Annotated in this window: 21 protein-coding genes; 9 read left to right on the forward strand and 12 right to left on the reverse strand. The window is 70.1% G+C overall.

Going from position 1 to position 22,381, the window contains the following annotated elements; genetic code table 11:
• Window positions 1-175: 175 nt before the first annotated feature.
• The 3 genes from PSC72_RS10080 to PSC72_RS10090 form a co-directional block, all read right to left on the reverse strand.
• Complete coding sequence (locus PSC72_RS10080) at window positions 176-622, reverse strand: DUF5518 domain-containing protein (RefSeq protein WP_274325750.1); 447 nt, start codon at window positions 620-622, stop codon at window positions 176-178.
• Between the two features lie 76 nt (window positions 623-698).
• Complete coding sequence (locus PSC72_RS10085; protein WP_328518188.1) at window positions 699-2,615, reverse strand: excinuclease ABC subunit C; 1,917 nt, start codon at window positions 2,613-2,615, stop codon at window positions 699-701.
• A gap of 70 nt (window positions 2,616-2,685) precedes the next feature.
• Window positions 2,686-3,726: a hypothetical protein gene (locus tag PSC72_RS10090; protein ID WP_274325751.1), complete on the reverse strand. Its 1,041-nt coding sequence runs from the start codon at window positions 3,724-3,726 to the stop codon at window positions 2,686-2,688.
• Between the two features lie 141 nt (window positions 3,727-3,867).
• On the opposite strand from PSC72_RS10090, the gene PSC72_RS10095 reads away from it, so the two are divergent.
• The 4 genes from PSC72_RS10095 (at window position 3,868) to PSC72_RS10110 (ending at window position 6,910) form a co-directional block, all read left to right on the forward strand.
• Window positions 3,868-4,554, forward strand: a complete 687-nt coding sequence (locus tag PSC72_RS10095; RefSeq protein WP_274325752.1) for a hypothetical protein — start codon at window positions 3,868-3,870, stop codon at window positions 4,552-4,554.
• A gap of 48 nt (window positions 4,555-4,602) precedes the next feature.
• Window positions 4,603-4,866 carry a hypothetical protein gene (locus tag PSC72_RS10100; RefSeq protein WP_274325753.1) on the forward strand — a complete coding sequence of 88 codons (264 nt, stop codon included), beginning with the start codon at window positions 4,603-4,605 and terminating at the stop codon, window positions 4,864-4,866.
• 62 nt (window positions 4,867-4,928) lie between these two features.
• Entirely contained in the window at window positions 4,929-5,900 is a 972-nt protein-coding gene (locus tag PSC72_RS10105; protein WP_274325754.1) for an ABC transporter ATP-binding protein, read from the forward strand.
• On the forward strand, window positions 5,897-6,910 hold the full coding sequence (locus tag PSC72_RS10110) for an ABC transporter permease subunit (protein WP_274325755.1): 1,014 nt from the start codon (window positions 5,897-5,899) through the stop codon (window positions 6,908-6,910). The genes PSC72_RS10105 and PSC72_RS10110 overlap by 4 nt, the downstream gene beginning before the upstream one ends.
• Window positions 6,911-6,943: 33 nt before the next feature.
• Here PSC72_RS10110 and ligA read toward each other — a convergent pair whose 3' ends face one another.
• The 6 genes from ligA to PSC72_RS10140 form a co-directional block, all read right to left on the reverse strand.
• A complete protein-coding gene (gene ligA, locus PSC72_RS10115; protein WP_274325756.1) occupies window positions 6,944-9,037 on the reverse strand; it encodes an NAD-dependent DNA ligase LigA in 2,094 nt (697 codons plus the stop codon).
• Window positions 9,038-9,128: 91 nt separating this feature from the next.
• Window positions 9,129-9,383 (reverse strand): DUF7123 family protein, encoded by a 255-nt coding sequence (locus PSC72_RS10120; protein ID WP_274325757.1) that lies wholly within the window; start codon window positions 9,381-9,383, stop codon window positions 9,129-9,131.
• A gap of 90 nt (window positions 9,384-9,473) precedes the next feature.
• Window positions 9,474-10,211 (reverse strand): bacteriorhodopsin, encoded by a 738-nt coding sequence (locus tag PSC72_RS10125; RefSeq protein ID WP_274325758.1) that lies wholly within the window; start codon window positions 10,209-10,211, stop codon window positions 9,474-9,476.
• The gene (locus PSC72_RS10130; protein ID WP_274325759.1) at window positions 10,204-11,808 is read right to left on the reverse strand and encodes a methyl-accepting chemotaxis protein; all 1,605 of its coding nucleotides are present in this window, start codon (window positions 11,806-11,808) and stop codon (window positions 10,204-10,206) included. The genes PSC72_RS10125 and PSC72_RS10130 overlap by 8 nt, the downstream gene beginning before the upstream one ends.
• A gap of 258 nt (window positions 11,809-12,066) precedes the next feature.
• Window positions 12,067-14,355 carry a nitric-oxide reductase large subunit gene (locus PSC72_RS10135; RefSeq protein ID WP_274325760.1) on the reverse strand — a complete coding sequence of 763 codons (2,289 nt, stop codon included), beginning with the start codon at window positions 14,353-14,355 and terminating at the stop codon, window positions 12,067-12,069.
• A 167-nt stretch (window positions 14,356-14,522) separates the two neighbouring features.
• Window positions 14,523-15,635: a pyridoxal-phosphate-dependent aminotransferase family protein gene (locus PSC72_RS10140; protein ID WP_274325761.1), complete on the reverse strand. Its 1,113-nt coding sequence runs from the start codon at window positions 15,633-15,635 to the stop codon at window positions 14,523-14,525.
• A gap of 241 nt (window positions 15,636-15,876) precedes the next feature.
• Between PSC72_RS10140 and PSC72_RS10145 the strand changes: the two genes are divergently transcribed.
• Window positions 15,877-16,896, forward strand: coding sequence for an inorganic phosphate transporter (locus tag PSC72_RS10145; protein ID WP_274325762.1), 1,020 nt, complete (start codon window positions 15,877-15,879; stop codon window positions 16,894-16,896).
• Window positions 16,897-16,914: 18 nt separating this feature from the next.
• Here PSC72_RS10145 and PSC72_RS10150 read toward each other — a convergent pair whose 3' ends face one another.
• Together PSC72_RS10150 and PSC72_RS10155 are read right to left on the reverse strand one after the other, a co-directional pair.
• Window positions 16,915-17,301, reverse strand: a complete 387-nt coding sequence (locus PSC72_RS10150) for an ArsR/SmtB family transcription factor (protein WP_274325763.1) — start codon at window positions 17,299-17,301, stop codon at window positions 16,915-16,917.
• Between the two features lie 162 nt (window positions 17,302-17,463).
• Window positions 17,464-17,865, reverse strand: a complete 402-nt coding sequence (locus tag PSC72_RS10155; RefSeq protein WP_274325764.1) for an Hsp20/alpha crystallin family protein — start codon at window positions 17,863-17,865, stop codon at window positions 17,464-17,466.
• Window positions 17,866-18,004: 139 nt separating this feature from the next.
• On the opposite strand from PSC72_RS10155, the gene PSC72_RS10160 reads away from it, so the two are divergent.
• Window positions 18,005-19,288: a TIGR00341 family protein gene (locus tag PSC72_RS10160; RefSeq protein ID WP_274325765.1), complete on the forward strand. Its 1,284-nt coding sequence runs from the start codon at window positions 18,005-18,007 to the stop codon at window positions 19,286-19,288.
• A 140-nt stretch (window positions 19,289-19,428) separates the two neighbouring features.
• Window positions 19,429-20,193 carry an SIMPL domain-containing protein gene (locus PSC72_RS10165; RefSeq protein ID WP_274325766.1) on the forward strand — a complete coding sequence of 255 codons (765 nt, stop codon included), beginning with the start codon at window positions 19,429-19,431 and terminating at the stop codon, window positions 20,191-20,193.
• A gap of 209 nt (window positions 20,194-20,402) precedes the next feature.
• On the opposite strand, the gene PSC72_RS10170 is transcribed toward PSC72_RS10165, so the two are convergent.
• Complete coding sequence (locus PSC72_RS10170) at window positions 20,403-21,410, reverse strand: NOG1 family protein (protein ID WP_274325767.1); 1,008 nt, start codon at window positions 21,408-21,410, stop codon at window positions 20,403-20,405.
• A gap of 137 nt (window positions 21,411-21,547) precedes the next feature.
• Between PSC72_RS10170 and PSC72_RS10175 the strand changes: the two genes are divergently transcribed.
• Both PSC72_RS10175 and PSC72_RS10180 read left to right on the forward strand, forming a co-directional pair.
• A complete protein-coding gene (locus PSC72_RS10175) occupies window positions 21,548-21,913 on the forward strand; it encodes a DUF5518 domain-containing protein (RefSeq protein ID WP_274325768.1) in 366 nt (121 codons plus the stop codon).
• A 40-nt stretch (window positions 21,914-21,953) separates the two neighbouring features.
• Window positions 21,954-22,379 (forward strand): hypothetical protein, encoded by a 426-nt coding sequence (locus PSC72_RS10180; protein WP_274325769.1) that lies wholly within the window; start codon window positions 21,954-21,956, stop codon window positions 22,377-22,379.
• The last annotated feature ends 2 nt before the right edge of the window (window positions 22,380-22,381 follow it).

Raw genomic sequence — 22,381 nt, forward strand, 5'->3', positions numbered from 1 at the left:
TTTTCGGAGACAGCGACCGCGAGCGAGTCGAGGGCTTTCATGGCCTGCTGTCTCCCGTGCTGGAGTCAACTGCTAGCGAGCGGGTCGTGGGCTTTCACGGCCTGCTATCGGCGACGGTCACAACGATACCTCTCGAACAGATCCAAACCGAAACTACCCGGACACGGTCTCCAGATCAGCCGTTCGCGGCGACGGCCCGTTCCTGACCGGTCACTCGGCAGATCCACGAGCCGACGAGGCCGCCGAGGAGACCGAAGATCGCGGCGGTACCGAGGACGAAGCCGCTGAAGACGACGACGAGCAGGACCATCACGGGCGGGAACGACCACGCGTCGGCGAAGCTCTCGGCGCTGACGAGGATCGTGGGCGCGATCCAGACGTAGCCGGCCAGGCCGCCGATCACCCCGGCCCGGACGCTCGCGGCGCTCACGTCGGCCGAGTACCGGCGGGCGAGGAAGCCCGCGATCAGGCCGCCGACGACGACCATGTTGAACGAGAAGTGGTCGCTCGCGCCGGAACTCCAGTAGGCCGCGAGCGTGAGTGGCATCGACACGACGCCGCCGACGAGGGCGTACTGCCACGTCCGCGAGAGCGTACCGGGGAGGGGACCAGTCCGGGACATAGTTGTTCACCTGACAGTATCGCCCGTGACGTGATAAATCGCGCGCCGCTGGATCGAATCAGCGGACACCCGGTTGTCAGAGCCGCTCGGCGAGCGTCTCGGCGGTCTTCGAGCCGACGCCGTCGACGCGCTGGAGTTCGTCCTCGGACGCCGAGCGGACGTTCTCGACGGAGCCGAACCGGCGCAGCAGACGCTTACGAGTCGCCGGGCCGATCCCGTCGATGTCGTCCAGCACGGTCGAGACGTCGTCGCGGAGCGTCTGGTGGTACTGGACGGCGAAGCGGTGGGCCTCGTCGCGGACGCGCTGGAGGAGGTGCAGGTGCGAGGCGTCGTCGGGCCAGTCGTAGACGCCGGTCGGCGTGACAACCAGTTCCTCGTCTTTCGCCAGCGCGATGGCGGGCACGTCCCACCCCGCCGCCGCGAGTGCGTCGCGGGCGGCACCCAGTTGCCCCTCGCCGCCGTCGATGAGGAGCAGGTCGGGGTCGGGGCGGTCGTCCCGACCTTCCACAGCCCGATCCGCACGCCAGCGCACCAGCGACCGCATGTTCGCGTAGTCGTCGTTCTCGTCGTCGAGCTTCTTCCGGCGGTAGTCGGCCTTCTCGGGGCTGCCGTCGACGAAGGTCACGTCGCTGCCGACGGCGGCTTTCCCCTGGGCGTGGCTCACGTCGAAGCCCTCGACGCGGCCCACGCGGGCGTCGAGGCCGAGCGCGTCGGCCAGCGCCCGGCCCTCGTCGTCGCGCCGGTCGCGACTGCGGGCGTTCTTCAGCGCGAGGTCCACGAGCGTCGACTCGCGGCCGGTACCGGGCACCCGCAGCGCGACGCCCTCCCGCTCCAGCCACGCTTCGAGGTCGGCGTCGTCGGGGTGGTCCGAGCAGAGGATCGCGTCGGGCAACTCGCGCTCGGCGTAGTACTGGGCGATGAAGGCCGCGAGGACGGCGCCGGAGCGCTCGCCCTCGGGGGCGTCGAGGCGGTGGCGGTCGCGCTCGACGAGCTTGCCGTCCTCGCTGTGGAGGCGGGCGACGGTGCCGGTCTCGCCCTCGACGGCGACGCCGAGCACGTCGACCACGCGCTCGCGGTCGCCGTCCTCGTGGCGGCCTTCGCTGGCGACGGCGTCGCCCGACTCGCCGTGGATCGCCTCGACGGCGTCGAGGCGGTCCCTGAGATTCGCCGCGCGCTCGAAGTGCTGGTCGCCCGCGGCCGCCTCCATCTCCCGGCGGATGGGGTCGGCGAGCGCGCCGGTCTCGCCCTCGAAGAAGCGCTCGACGGCCTCTACGTCCCCCAGATAGGACTCGCCGTCCACGTCGGTCTCGGCGACGCAGGGGCCAGTGCAGAGGCCGATGTCGTGGTCGAGACACGGCCGGTCGCGGTTGGCGAACTTGTGGTCCGAGCAGCCGCGCAGGCCGTAGGTCTCCCGAACGGCCTTGACGACCGTCTCCAGGCGGCCCTTGTCGGTGAACGGGCCGAAGACGGTGGCGCCGGGGGCGGGGTCGCGGGTGATCTCGATCCGGGGGAACTCGTGGTCGGTCAGCTGGACGAGCGGGTATGACTTGTCGTCTTTCAGCCGGACGTTGTAGCGCGGCCGATGGCGCTTGATGAGGTTGGCTTCGAGGAGGAGCGCCTGGGTCTCCGTGTCGGTGACGGCCACGTCGACCGAGTCGGCCTCGGCGACCATCCGGCGGATGCGCTGGCTGCGCGGGTCGGCGTACGAGCGCACTCGACTCCGCAGGTCGACCGCCTTCCCGACGTAGAGGACCCGCTCGTAGGAGTCGGGGTCCGCCGCCGCGACGTCGTCGGTGAGTGCGGCGCCGCCCGCACCGTAGACGGCGGTGCCCTCGGTCTCCTCGTCGCTGTCGGCGCCGTCTGCGCCGCTGTCCTCGCTGATTTCGTCGGTCCCGGCGCCGCTCCCTCCGCGTGACTCGCGGGCGAGGAACTGATAGACGCCGGGCTCGGCGGGGAGGTCAGAGGCTCGGTCCCGGACGGCGTCGGGATCCATCGCTCTCCCGTAGCGACTCGGAGAATTTGAACCCTGCGTCCGCCGATTCCGGGTCCGATCGCTCCGCCCCTCAGCTATCGAACCCGAACGCCGATCCGTCCCCGTTTCCGTCCTCTGCGTCGGCCTCCGTATCGGTACCCAACGCATCCGCGTCGCCCGTCGCGTCCGCGGCGCCGTCCTCGGTATCGGCGCCGTCACCCTCCGAATCGGCGTCGTCGCCCGCTTCCCCGACCACCTCGTCGACCGTCTCGGAGAAGTCCGTCCCGCTGGTCTCGCGGACGGCGCGGTCGACCTCCGCGGACACCGACTCGTCGGACCCGCTCGCTGTCGACTCCGCCCCGCCGGTGATCCCGTCGCTCCGGACGGCACCGGACTTGGGAGCCAGCGGGTCCGAGTCGCCGTCGGGGGCGGAACCCACGCCGGCACTGGTCTCGGCCGCCTCGACGCCCACCGTCTCGGCCCCACCGGCGTCGACGCTGGCGTCGCTGCCGAACAGCACGACTTCGAGGTCCGCGACGGCTGCGTCCAGCGCGTCGTCCTCGGCGGGGACGCGGATGTCCCCGTCGTCGCCGGCGACGTCGACGACGAGGACGCGGTCGCGCGTCAGCAGGTAGACGCCGAAGACGAACACGGCGAAGAGGACGAGGACCGCCCCGATCAGCCGCGCGAACTCGTCGATGCGCGCGATCACCCCGAGGAACTGCTGGAGCATGGCGAGCAGGCCGCCCATCCCTAACTGCCCGCTCACGCCCGTCTGCTGGAAGGCATCGGTCGGGACGAACGCGCCGAAGTCGACGAAGACGCCGACGGCGAGCAGGACGGCGCCGTAGACGGCCGTCCGCCCGCCGATCCCGAGCAGGTTGCGCTCGCCTTCGTGACCCGCCCGGACGTCCGCGACGTTCGGCAGGTCGACGCCGCGGTAGTTCTCACCGCCGCTCCCCGGCGTGAACGCGAGCAGGCGGTGGCTCGTCACGACGACGCGGTCGTCGCCGCCCAGTTCGACGCGTCGCTCGACGGTCTCCCCGTCGAAGAGGAGGTCCTCGACCGACCCCGCCCACGCCCTCCCGTCCCGCCCGCTGACGCGTCCGGAGAGCCGAGCGAACAGAGACATGCCCTATGGAGGCGGACACACCGACTTAAACTGTGCGGCGGCCTCGCCCGGCCGGTCGCCGTTCGACTGCCCGCGGTTTCCGGCCACTCGATCGACGGTAGGCGGCGTATAACCAAGTGATCCACCCGGCGAACGCGAGACGTGCCCGACTGGGATCGGTTCCGGACGGAGCGGGTCGTCGCCGCCTGCCGCTGGGCGCTCGTCCTCGCGCTCACCGGCCTCGAAGTGGCGACGCTGACCCTCTGGCTGGCGCTGGTCGACGGCGCCGCGCCGCTGTCGCGAACGGCCGCCGTCGGCGTCGTCGTCCTCGTCGTCGGCCTGCAGGTGGAACACTTCCTCACGGACCTGGCCGCCAACGGCTCGGCGGTCGGGTTCCCCCTCGGCCGGACCCTCGCGGTCAGCGTCACCGAGGCGCTGCTGTGGATCGGCTGGTTCGCGGCCGCGAAGACGCTCGGCGAGCTCCGGGGCGTCTTCGTCGCCGGCGTCGCCTTCGCCGTCGCGCTCGCCGTCCAGCACACCGTCGAGGCGAACGCCCTGCGCGGCCGGCCGCTCGCCTACCGCCTGCTGGACTCGGCGACGGTCGGCTTCAGCCTCCTGACCGCCGCCGGCGCCTCGCTCTGGCTGGCGCTGTCGACGCCGGTCGCCGGCACCGCGCCGCTGGTTTCGTTCGTCGCGAGCGGGCTCGACCCGACGACCGCGGGCGGCGTCGTCCTCGCGGCCGCGCTGCTCGTCGAACGGCTGCTGGTCGTCCGGTTCGCCCGCCGCGAGCGCAGCGAACACACGGTCCCGGCGCGGCGTGCGCGCGGGTCGTGGTCCCGCGCCCGCTGAGCGGTCCGGATCGCCGTCTACAAGCCCGCCCGGCGCCCACGGACGCGTATGAGCGACGACAGCGTCAGGTGCTGGCTGGTGGACCGACAGTCGCGCGACGAGAACCTCGTCACCCTGGTCTACGCGACGACCGACGGCGAGCGCCACCTCACGAAACAGCTCTCCTTCCAGTTGCTCTCGCGCAAGCCGACGACCGCCGCCATCGACGTCGCCCCGGAGGACCTCGAACCGACGCCCGACGACGACCGCGAGCGCTACGCCACGCAGGCCCGGTCGATGGCCGAGAAGCACGACCCGGACGACGAGGTGTAACGCGCCCGTCGCCGTCCGGAGACTTATGAAAACCTATAAATGAGGGCGCGAAAGCCCCGGCCATGCCAGCCATCGAACTCGACGGACTGACCAAGCGGTTCGGCGACGTCGCCGCGCTGCGAGGGGTCGACATGACCGTCGAGGACGGGGACGTCTTCGGGTTTCTGGGGCCGAACGGCGCCGGCAAGACGACGACGATCGACATCCTCCTCGACTTCGTCCGCCCGACCGCCGGGTCGGCCGAGGTCCTCGGGATGGACGCCCGCGAGGACTCGGAAGCCATCCGGGAGCGACTGGGCGTCCTCCCCGACGGATACGACCTGTACGACCGGTTGACCGGCCGCCAGCACCTCGAGTTCGTGGCCGAGGCCAAGCGGGCCGACCCCGACGTCGAGGCGCTGCTCGACCGCGTCGGTCTCGATCCGGAGGACGCGGACCGCAAGGCCGGCGGCTACTCCCGCGGGATGCAACAGCGCCTCGCGCTCGCGATGGCGCTCGTCGGCGAGCCCGACCTCCTCATCCTCGACGAGCCCTCGTCGGGGCTGGACCCCAACGGCGCCCGGCTGATGCGCCGGATCGTCCGCGAGGAGAACGAGCGCGGCGCGACCGTCTTCTTCTCCTCGCACATCCTCGGACAGGTCGAGGCGGTCTGCGACCGCGTCGCCATCCTCCAGGACGGCGAGATCGTCGCCGAGGACAGCGTCGAGGGACTGCGCGCCGCCACCGACACCGGCACGACGCTCGTGGTGAACGTCGCCCCCGGCGAGGCCGAGCGGGCCGCCGACGCCGCCAGGAAACTCGACGTCGTCGACGGCGCGACCGTCGAGGGCGACGATCTGGTGGTCAGCTGCGACGGCGACGCGAAGATGGACGTGCTGACGGCCATCGAGGACGCCGGCGTCGACGTCGAGGACTTCGAGACGCGCGAGGCGTCGCTGGAAGACCTGTTCGCAGCCTACACCGAGGACGGCGAGGGACCGGGCGCGGATGCGGAGCCCGCCGACGCTGCTCCCGAGGGGGGTGACGCCCGATGAGCACCGAAAGCACGGGACTCGACGGCGCGCTCCGCGACACCTTCGACTGGTACCCGGTCGCCAAGAAGGAGTTCCGCGACGCCATCCGCTCGAAGGGCCTGTGGATCCTCTCGTTCGTCTTCACGGCCCTGTTCCTCATCCCGGCCGGACAGGCGCTGTTCTTCGGCGGGAACATCCGCCAGGACGTGGCGCAGGTCGGGATGCAGCTGTTCATCTCCCGGTTTTACCTGAACATCGTGACGCTGCTCGTGCCGATCGTCGTCATCTTCGCCGGGTACGCCGCCGTCTCCGACGAGCGGACCAGCGGGTCGCTGAAGGTGCTCCTCTCGCTGCCGTTCTCCCGTCGCGACGTGATCGTCGGGAAAGTGGTCGGGCGGAGCGCCGTCGTCGGCGTCCCGCTGCTCGTCGCCATGGGGCTCACCGGGCTGTTTTTCGCCCTCTCGGACTTCCAGTTCAAGCTCGACGTGTTCGCGTGGTTCGCGCTGTTCACGTTCGGGTTCACGCTCGTCATGACCGCCATCGTCGTCAGCATCTCCGGCGCGATGTCGACGAACCTCCGGTCGCTGGCCGGCGCCGGTCTCGTCTACTTCTACCTCTCGTTCGGCTGGAACTCGCTCGCGAACACGATCGGCGACCTGCTGGCTGACTACGCCGGGATCGCCGGCGCGCTCCGCTGGCAGATCGTCCTGTTCGTCAAGCTGATCAGCCCCACGCAGGCGTACAAGACGCTCACGAACTCGATGCTCGGCGAGGGCGCCGGCGCTGCGATGACCGCCCGCTACAGCATGTTCCGGAAGGGCCCGGAGACGATGCAGACCATCTGTGGGGACGTGCTGGCCGGAAACCCGCGGACCGTCCAGAGCATGTTCGGCAACCGGACCGTCTGCGAGAGCGGCGGATCGTCGCTGCCGATCTACTTCTCGGACCCGGCGGTCTTCCTGAGCTTCTTCCTCTGGATCGGCCTCGCCGCGGCGCTCAGCTACTACACGTTCGACCGCGTCGACCTGTAGAACAGCGTTCCGCCGCCTTCTCCCGTCTGCGCTCTACGCCGCTATTTCGACGCCCTCCTCCCGCAGTTTCGCCTCGAACGCGTCGACGCCGTCGAGCGTCGGCACGTCGTGTTCTGCGGCGTCGTCCCGCTTGGACTGTCCGGGGTTGTCGCCGAGGACCAGGTAGTCCGTGTTGCTCGACACGCTGCTGGTCGCCGAGCCGCCGGCGCGCTCGACCAGATCCTGGGCCTCGCTGCGGGTGTAGCCGTCGAGCGAGCCGGTGAACACGAAGGTCAGCCCGTCGAGGGCGTCGCCGGTGTCGGTCTCGGCCTCCTGCGGGTCGACGTGTTCGAGCAAGCGGTCGAGCACGTCCGCGTTGGCCTCGCTGTCGAAGAACTCGCGGATCTCGCGGGCGACCGTCGGGCCGACGTCTTCGACCGCCTGGAGTTCGTCCTCGTCGACCGCGCGCACGGCCTCGAAGGTACCGAAGTGCCGCGCGAGCGAGGCGGCGACCGTCTCGCCGACCTCGGGGATGCCGACGGCGGTGAGGAAGTCGGCGAGCGGCGGTTCACGGGCGTCGTCGAGTTCCGCGACGAGGTTCTCGGCGCTGGTCTCGCCCCACCCCTCCAGGTCGGTGAGGTCCTCGACGGTGAGTTCGTACAGATCCGCCACGTCCGAGACGAGGGCGGCGTCGAGCAGTTGCTGGACGCGCTCCTCGCCCAGTCCCTCGATGTCCAGGCCCGTGCGGGAGGCGTAGTGCTGGACCGACCGCTCGCGCTGGGCGCGACAGCCGAGGCCGCCGGTGCAGAAGGCCATCGGACCGTCGCGCTCGACGGGGCTCCCGCAGACCGGACACTCCTCGGGGAACTCGAAGTGCCCCTCGCCCGCCGCGTCGGTGACTTCGGCCACTTCGGGGATCACGTCGCCGGCGCGGCGGACGCGCACCTCGTCGCCGATTCCGACGCCGAGCCGTTCGATCTCGGCGGGGTTGTGCAGCGAGGCGCGCGAGACGGTGACGCCGCCGACCTGGACGGGGTCCATGAGCGCGACGGGCGTGAGTCGCCCCGTCCGGCCGACCTGGACGACCACGTCTCGAACGGTGGTGTGTTCGCTACGGGCGGGGAACTTGTAGGCGAACGCCCAGCGGGGCGCCCGCGAGGTTGTGCCCAGTTCGTCGCAGGCGTCGGTATCGTTGACGGAGATCACGACGCCGTCGATCTCGTAGTCCAGGTCGTCGCGCTCCTCCAGGCGGGCGTCGCGGTAGTCGATGGCCGCCTCGACGTCGTCGACGAGTTCCGTGCGCTCGCAGACCCGGAGGCCCCACTCGGGGAAGGTCTCGTGCATCTCCCAGCGGGTGTCGAACTCGGCCCCGTCGAGCACGTCGAAGAAGAACATCGAGAGCGGGCGCTCGGCGGTCACTGATGGATCGAGCTGGCGCAGCGTGCCGGCGGCGGCGTTGCGCGGGTTGGCGAACGGGTCGTCGCCGCGCTCGACGAGTTCGCGGTTGTACGCCTGGAACGCCTCCTTGGGCATGTACACCTCGCCGCGGACCGCGAGGAAGTCCGGGTGGTCGCCGCGCAGTCGCTGGGGGACGCTCGGGATGGTCCGGACGTTCGCGGTCACGTCGTCGCCGACCTCGCCGTCACCCCGGGTCGCCGCGCGCTGGAAGACGCCGTTCTCGTAGACGACCTCGACGGAGAGCCCGTCGAACTTCGGCTCGCAGTAATAGTCGATTTCCCCGTCGTAGTCGGTGGCTTCCAGCCCCTCGCGGACGCGGCGGTCGAACTCGCGGACCTCCGCGGCCTCGCCGCCCTGGTCGATCGAGCGCATCGGCGCGACGTGCTCCACGTCGGGTAGTTCGTCACGGGGCGCGCCGCCGACGCGCTGGGTCGGGCTGTCCTCGGTCTGGATGCCGAACGCCTCTTCGAGGTCGCGCAGGCGGGAGAACAGGGCGTCGTACACCCGGTCGTCGATCGCCGGGTCGTTCTCGACGTAGTAGCGGTGGTCGTGATAGCGGACCGCCTCGCGGAGCCGCTCGGCCTGCTCGCGGGCCGCGTCCTCCGAGAGCGCCTCGACCGGGTCGAAGTCGGTCGGCGGGTCGTCGACGTAGGGGTTGTCCGCGTGCGTCTGGGCCGCCTCGTCCGTCATTACCCCTCTCTCGCGGCGGCACCCTCTTTGAAGGTTCGGTGCGAGCCGAGCCGGTCGGCCGGCTCGCGGCACCGCTGGTTCCGTCTCCGGATCAGAGCGTCACTTTCCACGTCGTGCTGTCCGAGCGGCCCCACTGTTCGATCTCGATGTCCCGCGTCCGTTCCTGGAGGAGCCCCATGTTGATCCCGACTTCCTTGGCGGACAGTCCCAGTTCCTCGGCGATGTACTTCGCCTTGAAGTAGGCGGTCCCGTCGACCTGCTCGCGGAGGTGCGAGAGGATCTGCGACTGCGTCTCGGTCAGCGATGGGGCCGCGACCGCACCGTCGCGGCGAGTTGGCGTCGGCATACTCCACGCTCGGCGGGGATTGACCATTGTTATGCGTCGATTTCGGCCGGAGAAGGGCGAGACAGACCGTCTGATCCGGGCGGCAACCCGTCAGTCGCCGCCGGCCGCGCCCGCGCGGTCGCGGTTGGACTCCGCGTTCACCGCGTCGAGAAGTCCCCCGGCGGTCCCCTCGGCGGCGATGGCGTCGACGTTCGCGAACAGGAAGCCCGCGAACCCGACGCGGATCAACGCGCCGAGGTACTCGCCGATGACGCCGGAGACGTAGGCGTCGAAGACGCCGGCGACGCCGAGTACCGCGAAGACGATGAGCATCCCGATCAGGAACAGCAGGAGGTTCCGCGCCTTCCAGTGTAAGAGCCGCTGGCGGTCGGGGAGCCGCCGGGCGCGCTCCCAGACCGGGCCGAACAGCAGGTACGTGAGGTAGACGTGCCCGCCGACGACGGACGCGATGCCGACGAGACCGACGACGCCGCCGACCACCGAGGCGCCGTTGAACGCGACGACCTGGACGGCCGGCACGAGCGCGAAGACGCCGACCATCTTGCGCGACTCGTTCGCGAGCAGCGCCGCGACCGCCCACAGCAGCGGGTACGCGATCAGGTCGTCGAGCACGCTCGGGACGTCGAGCGCCGTCCCGTTGACGGTGAGGACGCCGACGCCGGCCAGCGACAGGGCGGTCGTCACGGCGGAGATGCCGACGGCCGCCACGACCGGGTAACAGAACAGCCGCTTCGACTCGGGAACTCGTCGGAGCCAGGCGATCAGCCCGACGGTGGCCAGGGCGTAGCAGGCCGCGGCGACCGCGGAGACGGTCGGCAGATCAATCATCGTCGCCCCCCGCGAGCGTCACGGCGCCAGGGTTCGGTCCGTCCCCGGCCGCGCTCGCGTCGTCGCGCGTCTCGAAGACGGCGAGGCGGTCGAGGAGGTCGTCGGTGCGACCGGCCAGGCCGTCGGCGCGCTCGCGCACGTCGGCCATCGTCCCGGCAGTCTCCGAGGCGGTGTCCGCGAGTTCGTGCGAGCGGTCCGCGACGCGTCGGGCGACCTCGCCGACGGAGTCGACGGTCGCGGCGACCTCCTCGGTGGCGGCCGCGCCGTCGTCGGTGGCGCGGGCGATCTCGCCCATCGCGGCGTCGACGTCGTCGACGGTATCGGTCAGGGAGCCGAGCGTGTCGCCGGCGTCGGTCACGGTGTCGACGCTCTCGCCGATCCGCTCGCGCGTCCGGTCCATCTCGTCGGTCACGTCGTCGACGTCGGCCCGGGCGCCCTCGACGATGGTCTCGATCTCGTCGATGGCGGACTGGGTCTCCTCGGCGAGCTGTTTGACCTCGTCGGCGACCACGGCGAACCCGTCGCCGCCCGCGTCGGCGTGCGAGGCCTCGATGTTGGCGTTCAGCGCGAGGATGTTCGTCTGCTCGGCGATGTCGTCGATGATGCCCGTCGTCGCCGCGACGTCGTCCATCCGGTCGTCGAGTTCGGTCACCAGCCGGTGGAGTTCGTCGACCGTCGTCTCGACGGTCCGGATGGCCTCGACGGCTTCCTCGGCGCGCTCGGCGCCGGTCGCCCCCACGTCGGAGGCCGCCGCGGCCTGGTCGGCGATCTCGTCGGTCGTCGCGGCGACCTCCTCGATGGTCGCCGAGAGGTCGTCGACCTCGGCGACGGCGCTCTCCAGCTGTTCGGCCTGATCTTCCAGGTCGGCCGCGAGCTCGCGGATGTCGTCGGCCAACTGCTCGTTGAGCCGCTGGACCTCCGCGGACTCCTCGGCGACCGCCGTGCTCGACGCCTCGACCCGTTCGGCGAAGGTGCGGATCTCCTCGACCGTCTCGGAGAGGCCGCCGGCCATCTCGTCGTAGGCGTCGGCGATCCGGTCGACGGCGTCGACGTCCGTGTCCGTCGAGAGCTCCCGCGTGAAGTCGCCCTCGGCGGCCGCGGTCATCGCGTCGCCGATCCGCTCGGCGTGGTCGAGCAGTTCCTCGTTGAACGCCTCGGCCTGTTCGGTCGCCGCTTCCGCTTCCTTGCGCGCCTGTTCCGCCTCGCGGCGGGCCTCGTCGGACTCGTCGAACGCCTCGCCGAGCGACCGGCGCATGCTGTCGAACGTGTCCGCGAGCCGGCCGAACTCGTCGGCCCGCTCGACCTCCGCGGTGGCGTCGAGGTCGCCGTCCTCGACGGCCTCGGCCGCCTCCGTGAGCCGACGGAGCGCGACGGCGGCGTTGCCGCCCAACACGATCGCCAGCAGTCCGAGGTTGAGGACGAGGACGAACACCGTCCCCGCGATCCCGGAGACGCCGGCGCCCGGGTCCGTCGCGGACGCGACGTGCCCCGCGAACAGCCATCCCAGGGCGACGGTCACGGTCGCCGTCAGCGCGACCGCCGCCGCGATACGCCGGCTGTAGTGGTCTCTGATCGCAGATCCTGTCACCGTATCCATTGCTAGCTCCGGATTTCGTGACCGCTCTCTTATTCGTACCTGTCCGAGTATACGAGATGATAACCGAATTTAGATTCAGCTTGATGGCGATTATTATCGATATACTCGAACTACTATCAGAATCAATCGAGATTCCCACAGCGTTCAGATGCGAGGGCGAACTCACAGCGGGCGACCGCTCGTCGGCCACTATCGGCGAGCGTCGACAGCCCGCCGCCGACAGCCCGCTGCCGGCTACCGTGCCCGCCGCCCGACGGGTCAGTCGTCGCTCAACACGCCTTCGGCGACGGCCATGTCGTCGACGTCGGGGTCGTCGGCGGTCGCGCGGAGGACGAACCGCTTGCGGACGAGATCCGCGGCGAACAGCGCGGTGCCGGCGATTATCATGGTGTCGCCGGGCAGGCGCGCCCAGAAGAGGTTCTGGACGACGGGCTGGTTGTAGAACGCCAGGCTCCGGCCGGCGGCGTAGCTCTCGGTGAAGATGGCCTCCAGCTGCAGGAAGCCGACGGGGAGCACGGAGACGAACACCATCAGCGCGAGGCCGACGTTCCACAACCAGAACGCGCCGCGCAGCCACGACCCGTCCCAGCGGTCGGGTCGGATGGCGATCCGGAGCATGTAGGTGACCATCCCCAGGGCGAGGAAGCCGAACGCGCCGAACATGGCCGCGTGGGCGTGGCCGACCGTGAGGTAGGTGCCGTGTTCGTAGTAGTTGATCAGCGGGAGGTTGATGAAGAAGCCGAGCACGCCGGCCCCCACGAAGTTCCAGACGCCGCTGGCGACGATGAACATGAACGGGAGCCTGTACGGGAACGTCTCGCCGCCGCCGGCCATCGCGCGGTACTGTCCGATGGCTTCGTAGAGGATGAAGACGAGCGGGATCAGTTCGAGGGTCGAGAAGACGCTCCCGATGGGCACCCACAGGTCGGGCATGCCGACCCACCAGTAGTGGTGGGAGACGCCGATGACGCCCGTGGACATCACCAGTAGCGCCTGGAGCATGACCGCCTTCTCGGCGCTGCGGCGAGTGAGGAGGTTCATCGAGACGAGGGTGAGGCCGACGATGGCGACGATGAAGAACTCGAAGGCGCCCTCGACCCACATGTGGACGACCCACCAGCGCCAGAACTCGGTGACGGCGATGTTGGTCTCGGGGGTGAACAGGAACCCGGCGGTAAAGAGCAGGGCGATGGAGCCGCCGGCGTAAAGGATCATGTGGCCGAGCCCGTAGACGGGTTCGCGGTCGAGCATGGGCTTGAGACCGCGGACCGAGAGGGCGGCCCACGCGAGGAAGCCCGCGAGCAGGCCGACCTGCCAGAGCTTCCCGACTTCGAGGTACTCCAGGCCCTCGTTGCCGACGAGCCACCACAGCGCGCCGTCGAGGTAGCCCTGCGCGCCGAGCCAGATGCCCGCCAGGCCGCCGACGGTGACGACCACGATGGCGCCGAGCAGGCCGTTGACGTACGTGGCCTGGCGCTCGGGCTCGTGACCGGTCAGCAGCGGCGGCAGGAACAGGCCGGCGCCCAGCCACGTCGCGGCGATCCAGAGGATGCCCAGGTCGATGTGCCAGGTCTTCGCGATGGCGAACGGCAGCACCTGGAGGATGTGGACGCCGAAGACCTCCTCGATCCCGAAGAAGCCGGCCCGCTCGATGTAGAAGTGCGCGAGCAGTCCCCCCAGCAGGACCTGGGCGAGGAACAGCCCGGCCGCCACCGGAACGAACCGCATCGCCGCGCGCTGGCTCGGGAAGACGCTCACGTCGCCGGGTTCGGGGACGGAGATGCCCTCCGCGGAGGGCTCGGGGAGTTCGACGGACCTGTACAGCCAGATGCCCGCCCCGGCGCCGCCGACGAGCAGGACCATCGCGACGACGCTCCAGGTCATCGCCGCGGCGGTGGCGTCGTTGCCGGCGACGGGCTGGTAGGGCCAGTCGTTCGTGTATGAGTGGTCGCCGGCCGGGCGGTCGGTGTGGGAGAACCACGCCGTCCAGAGCGCGAAGTCGGCGAACTGGCGGGCCTCCTCCTCGGAGTCGATCATGTCGGCGGGGACGCCCCGCTCGTGGCTCCCCTCGTGGTAGCGCTCGACGTACTCCTGACGGACCTGCCGGTGGGCGTAGGCCTCGGCCGCTGAGTACTCGATCGCGCCGCCGTCGTAGGCGCCGTCGAGGTCGTTCTGGACCACGTCGTCGACGGCCGCCTGCTCGGCGGAGTCGAGGCTCTCGTACTCGCCGCCGTAGCGCTCGCGGGCGTAGTAGTCCCGCATGTGCTCGACCTTTAAATCGAGCGTGTCGGCGGTGTAGTCGACGCCGTAGTAGGCGCCGTTGCCCAGTATCGACCCGTGGTTCATCAGGCCGTCGCGCTGGAAGGTCTTCTTGCCCTCGCGGACGTCTTCACCGGTCACGATGGTCGCGCCGTCGGGGCCGACGACCTCCTCCGGTATCGGCGGCGCCTCCTGGTAGGCCAGCCAGGCGCCGCCGGCCATCACGACCAGGTTGAACACGAAGGCCGCTGCGAGTAGCTTCGCGATCGTCTCTCGTCTCACCTTCATACGCGACCGTTCGATCCCCACGTTTAGGAACGGCTCTCAGGTTCCCGACTTCCGACAGCGCGGGCGAACATGTTCACGCGGCCGGCCGCCCGCTTCGGATCCCGACCGACACAGAGACGCGGAGAAAAGCCACAGCCGTCAGGTCGGCGTGAGCGTCGAACGACCGATCAGAGGTCGGCCACGTCTTCGATCGCGTCGGTGAGTTCCTCGATGCTCTCCAGGTCGTGTTCGCCCATGTGCCCGATGCGGAAGGTCTTCTCGCCGAGCTGGGAGCCGTAGCCGTTGGAGAACACGAAGTCGTACTCCTCCGAGACCTCCTCGATGGTCGCGGCCACGTCGATGTCCTGCGTGTTCTCGATGCAGGAGACCGTCTGGGAGCGATAGCCCTCCTCTGCGAACAGATCGAAGTGCTCGTGCGCCCAGTCGTGGACGTACTCGGTCATCTCCTGGTGGCGCTGGTCGCGGGCGCGGTGGCCCTCCTCGAGCATGTGCTTCATCTGCTTGCGGTAGGCGAGCATGACCGGGATGGCGGGCGTCGAGTGGGTCTGGCCCTTCCGCTCGTAGTAGTCGATGGTGCGCTGGAAGCCGCCGTACCACGAGGCCGAGTCCTTGTCGAGTTCGCGGTCGTAGGCGTCGTCGCTGACGACGCAGACCGCCAGCCCCGGCGGCATCGCGAACGCCTTCTGCGTCGAGGCGAAGATCACGTCGATGTTGTGCTCGTCGATGTTCACGTAGTCGCCGCCGAGCGCGGAGACGGCGTCGACCACGAAGTAGGTATCCGGGTACTCGGCGACGACGTCGCCGATCTCCTCGATCGGGTTGCGGACGCCGGTCGAGGACTCGTTCATCACGGTCGCGACCACGTCGTAGTGCTTGTCGCTGTTTTCGAGTTCCTCGCGGATGTCCTCGGGCTTGATGGCTTGACCCCACTCGTATTCGAGGCGGTCGACGTCCTTGCCGAGGCGCTCGGCGACGTTGGCGTGGCGCTCGCTGAAGCTCCCGCAGGTCGGCACGAGGATGTTCTCGTCGACGAGGTTGAGCGTCGACGCCTCCCAGAACTCGGTGCCGGACGCGGTGAGGATGACGACCTCGTGGTCGGTGTCGAGGAACTCCTTCGTGTCCTCGACGATGGTCGTGTAGAGGTCGGTCATCCGGTCCATCCGGTGGCCGAACATCGGCTGGGCCATCTCCTCGATGACGTCTTCGCGAACTTCGGTCGGACCGGGGATGTACAGCGTCTTGTCGTCGTAGTCGCCTGTGTATTCCTGTTTCTTGGGCACTGGAACCACCGTCTGTTACCGAGACGGTCGGCGCGAGGTGGTATGGTAGTTTTGATGCCAAGGCGACACCGTCGACGCAATCGACACAGTCGCGTGACGTGCATCCGACTCGGCGTCCTGGCGGCGGTCAGCCAGGCGAGTCGCGGGCCCGTCGTCCGGGACCGCCCGGCGGGGCCGTACGGGTCACGTAACTTATGGAAAAGGTTTACCGAGCATCGACGAAAAATACGGGATCGGGACGATGAGTTCGACGCTCACGCTCGCGGTCGGTCTGGTCGCCTCCGCGTTCGTCGCGGTGAACGTCGGCGGGTCGTCGATGGGGGTCGCGTTCGGGCCAGTCACCGGGAGCGACGCCGTCGGCTACCGCCTCGCGGCGGTCCTGATGGGGCTGTCGGTGGCCGTCGGCGGGGTCGCTCTGGGCGGTCGGGTGACCGAGACCCTGGGCGAGGAGTTCGTCGCGCCGTCCGTGTTCACTGTCGAGGCGGCCCTGGTCGTCCTCGGGGTGACGGGCGTCGGGATCCTGGTGGGGAACTATCGGCGCATCTCGGTCAGCACGTCGGCGACGGCGGTCGGTGCGGTCACGGGGCTGGGACTGGCCGCCGACGCGCTCCGCTGGGGAACGGTCGCCCGCATCGGCGGGTCGTGGGTCGCGGCCGCGGTGGTCGCCTTCTGGGTCGCGGCGGTGCTCGGCCGCTACCGCTACGAGCGGATCGCGGCCGCGCTCCGCGGCCACCCGCGGCGCGCCCGACTCGCGCTCGTCGCCGGCGGGTGCGCGATGGGAGCGGCCGCCGGCGGATCGAACGTCGCCAACGCCGTCGGCGCGCTGGTCGGCGCCGACCTCCTCCGAATGGGACCGGCGACGCTCGTCGGCGTCGTCGGGATCGCCCTCGGCGCGGCGGTCCTGGGCCCGCGCACGCTCGAGACGGTCGGCGAAGGCATCACCGAACTGTCCGTGGCCGGCGCCCTGATCGTCCAGGCGGTCGCCGCGACGATCATCACGCTGCTGAACGTCGCCGCCGTCCCCGCGAGCCTCGCGATCACGACCACGATGAGCGTCGTGGGCCTCGGCTGGGGGCGGGCAAGCCGCGTCGCAGACGGCGGCGAACGCGACGAGCGCGGCCCCGAAGAGACGGCCGAGTCGACCCCGGCCGGCGCTGCGCTCTACGACCCCGACGTGACCAGACGCATCGTCGTGACCTGGGTCGCGACGCCGGCGGTGGCCTGCGGGCTGGCTGTCGCCGCCGTCGTCGCGCTGGGATAACGCTCGCGCGCCGCCCGGTCAGTCGCCGCGCCACGGCGGCGAGAGGTGGACGTGGAACAGCCGCTCGCAGTCCTCGGCACCGCAGACCGGGCACTCGTCGATTTCTGCGGGCTCGGCGGCCTCGTCCTGCGGTTCGGCGGCTTCGGCTGCGGTCGCCGTCGCCGCGACGACGCGACTGCCGGCGTGGCCGAGCGCGTAGCCCTCGTCGGTCTCGCGGACAAAGTACTCGCAGAGCCGTCGAAGGTGGTAGCTGAAGCGGCCGGAGTCGCGGATCCCGGCGCGTTCGCGCAGCCGGGAGAAGGGGAGCGGGCCGTCGGCGTCGGCGAGCGCGCGGAGGATGTCGAGGCGCGTCTCGTCGCTCAGCACGTCGAAGGCCTCGGCAGGGTCGTCGACCGAATCGGTCATGTCGGGCGCTCCGGGCGCTCGGGTCCTGTACTTTGTGGCCGGGTCGGCGGTGCCGCAGGACCGCAACGGCGGCGCTGGCGAGCCAGCGGGTATCGAGAGAATTACGACGGGAATCGAGAGACGTGCGGCTTCCGCCGCGGGAGCGACGACGTCGCGGGCGGCTCAGGAGAGGTCGATGTTGGCCGAGTCGTCGGCGCGGTCGAACGTGACCTCCAGGATGCCGTTGTTGTACGACGCCGAGGCGGAGTGCTCGTCGACGCGGGCGGGCAGGCGGACCCGCTCGTGGTACTCGCGGGCGTCGCCGGCGGCGTCGAGGGTGAGCACCTCGCCGTCGCAGCGCAGGTCGATGTCGCTCTTGTCGACGCCGGGGATGTCCGCGACGACCCGCAGCTGGTCGTCTTCCTCGTAGACGTCGAGGTGGACGTCCGCCGCGCCGGGGTCGGAGGGGCCGGCTCCCGCGTTCGCGCCGCCGCGAGCGCGTGCGTCGTCCATCACGTCGTTCATCATCCGCTCTATCTCCCGGAAGAACTCGTCGAAGGGGTCGTCGCGGTCGTCGCGTCGCATGCGAGATGCTATGTCGATCGATGGCAAAAGCTTTCGGCTCGCGGATCCGGTCACGACAGCCGCCGTCCCCGCCGCGGTGGCGGAGCGTTCGAGCGGTCTGATCCCAGAATATATCCCGACGCTCGTCGATTCGTGTGACGTGCGTCTCGTCCAGATCACGATCCCGACCGGCAAACGGGAGACCGTCACGCGAGCGCTCGACGACGAGGACATCGACTTCATCGTCACGGACGAGACCAGCGACCGGGAGTACGCCGCCGTCGCCTACGTGCCGCTCCCGACCAACGCCGTCGAACCGGTGCTCGAAACCCTCCGGACGGCCGGTATCGACGAGAGCACCTACACCGTCGTGCTCGACGCCGAGACCGTCGTCTCGAAGGACTTCGAGGCGCTCGAGGAGCGGTTCAGCGAGGAGCAGGACACCGACCGGATCGCCCGCGAGGAACTGGTCACGGCCGCCGAAGACCTGCTGATGTCGATGCCGACCTACATCATCATGACCGTGGTCAGCGCCGTCATCGCGACCGCGGGCCTGTTGCTCAACTCGCCGGCCGTCGTCGTCGGGTCGATGGTGATCGCGCCGCTCATCGGCCCGGCGATGGCCGCGAGCGTGGGGACTGTCGTCGTCGACGAAGAGCTGTTCGCCGAGGGCGTCAAGCTCCAGGCCGTCGGCCTCGTCGTCTCGGTCGCGGCGGCCGCCGCCTTCGCCTGGGTCGTCAAGACCGTCCACCTGATCCCGCCGTTCACCGACGTGACCGCGATCCCGCAGGTCCGCAGCCGGCTCTACCCGGACTTCCTCTCGCTGGTCGTCGCCCTCGGCGCCGGGGTCGCGGGCTCGCTGTCGCTGACGGCTGGCGTCTCTTCCGCGCTGGTCGGCGTGATGATCGCGGTCGCCCTCATCCCGCCGGCGGCGACCGTCGGCATCGGCATCGCCTGGGGCAAACCCATCGTCACGTTCGGGTCGACCGTCCTCGTCCTGGTGAACCTGCTGTCGATCAACCTGGCGGCGCTCGTCATCCTGCGCTACAGCGGCTACCGGCCGACGAACTGGTTCCAGCTCGACACGGCGCGCGGCGCGACGGTCCGGCGGGTCGCCGTCCTCGTCGTCGCAATCGTCATGCTGTCGGTCTTCCTCGGCGGCGTCACCTACGACTCGTTCCGCGGCGCGACGACCGAGGAACGCATCCAGGACGCGACCAGCGCCGCCATCAACGAGTCCGCGGCCGACGCCGAAGTGCTCTCGCTCGAAGTCAACCGGAGCAGCAACTTCCTGTTGCAACACCCCGTGGCGATCACCGTCACGGTCGGCGTCGAGAACCAGACCCACCCGCGACTGGCCGAGCCGATCGACCGACGGGTCGAGCGCGCCATCGACCGCGAGGTCCGGACCCAGGTCCGGTACGTCGTCGTCGACTCGTCGTGACAGGTTACCGCCACTACCCACCGGTCGTCGTCGACCGATTCGCCCCGTCTGACGCGCGTCTGACGGCCGATTTCGATCCTTCAAAGACGCGTTTGAGTTAACGTGATCTCTTTTTGATAGCCCGTCGTTGGAGCGGACGCATGAACTCACGAGTCACACTCGCCGGAGTGGCCCTCGTCGCGGCCCTCCTGGCCACGGCGGGCGCCGCGGCGGCGTTCACGTCCGGCGGCGCCCCGGTCCAGACGCAGCAGACCGCAACACAGGACAACATGAGCGACACGATCACCGTCGGCGCCTCCGGCCAGGTCCAGGCCGAGGCCGACCGCGCGGTCGTCCGCGTCGGCGTCGTCGCCACGGGCGACAACATCCAGACGGTGCGCAAACAGCTCTCCAACAACGCGAGCCAGATGCGCAGCGCCCTGAACAAGATGGGCATCGACAGCAGCCAGATCCGCACGGGCTACTACGACATCTCGACGAACCGCCGCTACGGCGGTGGCGGCCAGACCGACCAGCCCGAGTACCGCGCCGTCCACTCGTTCTCGATCACGGTCGACGACCCCGATAGCGTCGGGCAGGTCGTCGACACGGCCGTGACCAACGGCGCGAACGAGGTCGACGGCATCCAGTTCACCCTCTCCGAGGACAAGCGCGAGAGCCTCCGGCAGAAGGCTCTCAGCGAGGCGATGGACTCGGCCCGCGGCGAGGCCAGCACCATCGCCAGCGCCGAGGACCTGAGCGTCACCGGCGTCGACCGCGTCTCCACCACGCAGTACAACAGCCACACCTACTCGGTCGAGACCGCCGCGCTCGCCGCTGACGGCGGCGCCAGCACCTCCATCAACAGCGGTCCGGTGACGGTGAGCGCCTCTGTCACCGTCGTCTACGAGACGAACTCCGAGTGACGACCGACCCACTCGGTCCGCCCACACGCTCTGTCACCCGCTGACGCCCGCGCCCCCGAGTCCCGCTGGCGCTCCGTTCTCCCGTCACCGGTCTCCGGTGACGTTCGCTTTCTCGCCTCCGCGTCCGCCGTTTCGGGTTCCCCTGGGAGATCCGCCGCTCACGGTCGCGTCGGTATCCGCAGAACTCGACGGCGGGTTCGACTGGCCGACTACTGTCCGTCGTAGGGGAGCTCAGGTTCGTAGTCGACGGCCTCGACGGCGGCGTCGAGGACGCCCTGGACGTTCTCGTCCTCGGTGACGCTCATGTACAGGTCGGCCTCGACGTCGCGCGAGCGGTCGGCCTTGTTGCAGACCGTGAGGACGGGCACGTCGAAGCGCGCCTCGATGTCGTCCCGGAGCGCCAGTTGCAGGTCGAGCGGGTAGCCGCACTCCTCGCTGGCGTCGACGAGGACGAGGACCGCGTCGGCGAGGTGTTCGACGGCACTGGCCGCCTGGGCTTCCACGTCGTTGCGCTCCTCGGGCGCGCGGTCGAGCAGGCCCGGCGTGTCCACTATCTGGTAGCGGATGTGCCCGTCGTCGAAGTGGCCCACGCGGATCTCGGTCGTCGTGAACGGGTAGGAGGCGGTCTCGTTGCGGGCGTTCGTGACCGCGTTGACGAACGTGGACTTGCCGACGTTGGGGTAGCCGGCGACGACGATGGTCGGTTCGTCGGGGCGGATGTCGGGCAGTGTCTTCAGGTCGTCGCGCGCGGCGCCGACCGCCGCGAGGTCGCCCTCGACTTCCTCGACCACGTCGGCGATGCGAGCGAAGGCCTGCTTGCGGAGCTTGCGGGCGGTGTCGATGTCGCCGGTGGCGATGCGGCCCTGGTACTCGTCGCGGATCTCGGAGGTCTTGCGGCTCGCCCAGTTGATCTCCGAGAGGTGCTGGCGGACGGCGTCGATGCCGCCGATGTCGGGCGCGTCGTCGTCGGTGGTGTTCGACGCGATGACGGCGTCGGCCAGTTCCTCGTAGAACGGGTCCAGATCGTCGAAGTCCGGCCAGTCGGAGACGACGTTCTCCAGGTTGTCGGAGGCGATATTGGAGGCGGTCTGCAGCATCGAGAGGGGGGCGTCGTGGCCGCTCTTGGCCCGCCCCGCGCGCGCGGCCCGCGAGAACGCCTTGTCCACCAGCTCCTCGGACGTCGGCGTCGTCGGCAGGTCCTCGAACGGTTGGCTCATTGCCCCCCGATAGACGGCCGGCGCGTAAAAGGCCGTTTACTCGCCGCCGCCCGCGACACGGCGTCACACCGGTGGGACCGCCCCTGCCGGCGTATCCCTGCGAGACGCCTATGCGTCCCCGCGGTCTACCCCGGGCCATGACTGACTGGAGCGCTGTCGTCTGGGGATTCGTCGCCGGCATCGTCGCCGGTATCGCCGCCTTCCTCGTCCCGGTGGTCGGTCACGTCGGCGCGGGCCTGATCGCCGGATTCGTCGCCGGGTACCTCGCCGGCGGGACGCTCGGCAGCGGCGCGTGGCACGGCCTGCTCGCCGGCGCCCTCGGCGGCGTCGTCCTCGTCGTCCTCACCGCACCGATCGCGAGCCTGCTCGGCGGGGCGCTCGGCGGCCCAATCGGCGGCGTCTTCAGCGGCCTCAGCGTGATCGTCGTCGGCCTCGTCATCGCGTTCGTGTTCGCCCTCGACAGCGCCGTCGGCGGGATGATCGGCGCGATCCTCGCGGACTGACGCCGGTCGGTTTTATTTTCGGGGGTACCGTCTCCCCGGTATGCTCCACCGCCGTGCCCTCTTGGCGGCCACCGCGACGAACGTCGCGGTCCTCGCAGTGCTGCTGGTCGCGACCGACGTCGTCCTCCTCGGGACGACCGTCGGCGGGCTCGTGGCCGGTGCGTTCGCTGGGCGTCTCCGGGCCGGCGCGGTCACGGGCGGGACAGCCGCGGCGCTCGCTCCCGTCGTCGGGGCCGTGCTTGCAGCCGTCCTGACAGCGGTCGCACTCCTCGTCGGTGCCGCGCTCGGGAGCGGTGGCGCCGCCCGTGCCGGGGCCGGTGTGGTCTTCGGCGTCGCCGCACTCGGCCCGGTTCTCGGGCTCGCCTCCCTGCTCGCCTACGCCGTCTCGCTGCTCGTTCTCGTCCCGCTCGGCGCACTCGGCGGCGTCTTCGGCGCCGTCGCGTCCCGCGGACTGACCCGAATCTGATG

This window comes from Halosimplex aquaticum, assembly GCF_028747785.1.
GTDB lineage: Archaea > Halobacteriota > Halobacteria > Halobacteriales > Haloarculaceae > Halosimplex > Halosimplex aquaticum.